Origin of the sequence: Cobetia sp. SIMBA_158, assembly GCF_046566945.1 — a bacterium.
Taxonomy (GTDB): Bacteria; Pseudomonadota; Gammaproteobacteria; order Pseudomonadales; family Halomonadaceae; genus Cobetia; species Cobetia amphilecti.
Genome location: NZ_JAWJYL010000416.1, coordinates 1 through 269, shown reverse-complemented (window position 1 = coordinate 269; position 269 = coordinate 1). Strand labels below are relative to the sequence as shown.

The following is a 269-nucleotide window of genomic DNA, read 5'->3' as shown; positions in this document are numbered from 1 at the left end:
CCGCATATCCAGGGTCACTAATGAGTGGCGTGCCTGCATCCGATACTAAAGCAATATTTAATCCTTGATTAAGCTGATCGATAATTTGCTGTGCTTTTTGTTTTTCGTTGTGATCATGTAATGCAAATGTTTTTGCCTTAATACCAAAATGGCTAAGGAGCTTACCTGTATGGCGAGTGTCTTCAGCAGCGATTAAGTCAACCTGCGATAATGTCGCGATAGCACGCTGACTTAAGTCGTCATAATTGCCAATTGGGGTGGCAACAACG

The 269-nt window shown here is 42.8% G+C and carries 1 protein-coding gene; it reads right to left on the bottom strand.

What is annotated here, in order from left to right:
• On the bottom strand, positions 1-269 hold a 269-nt coding region (locus R2R70_RS20520), incomplete at both ends, for an SAM-dependent methyltransferase (RefSeq protein ID WP_410978982.1).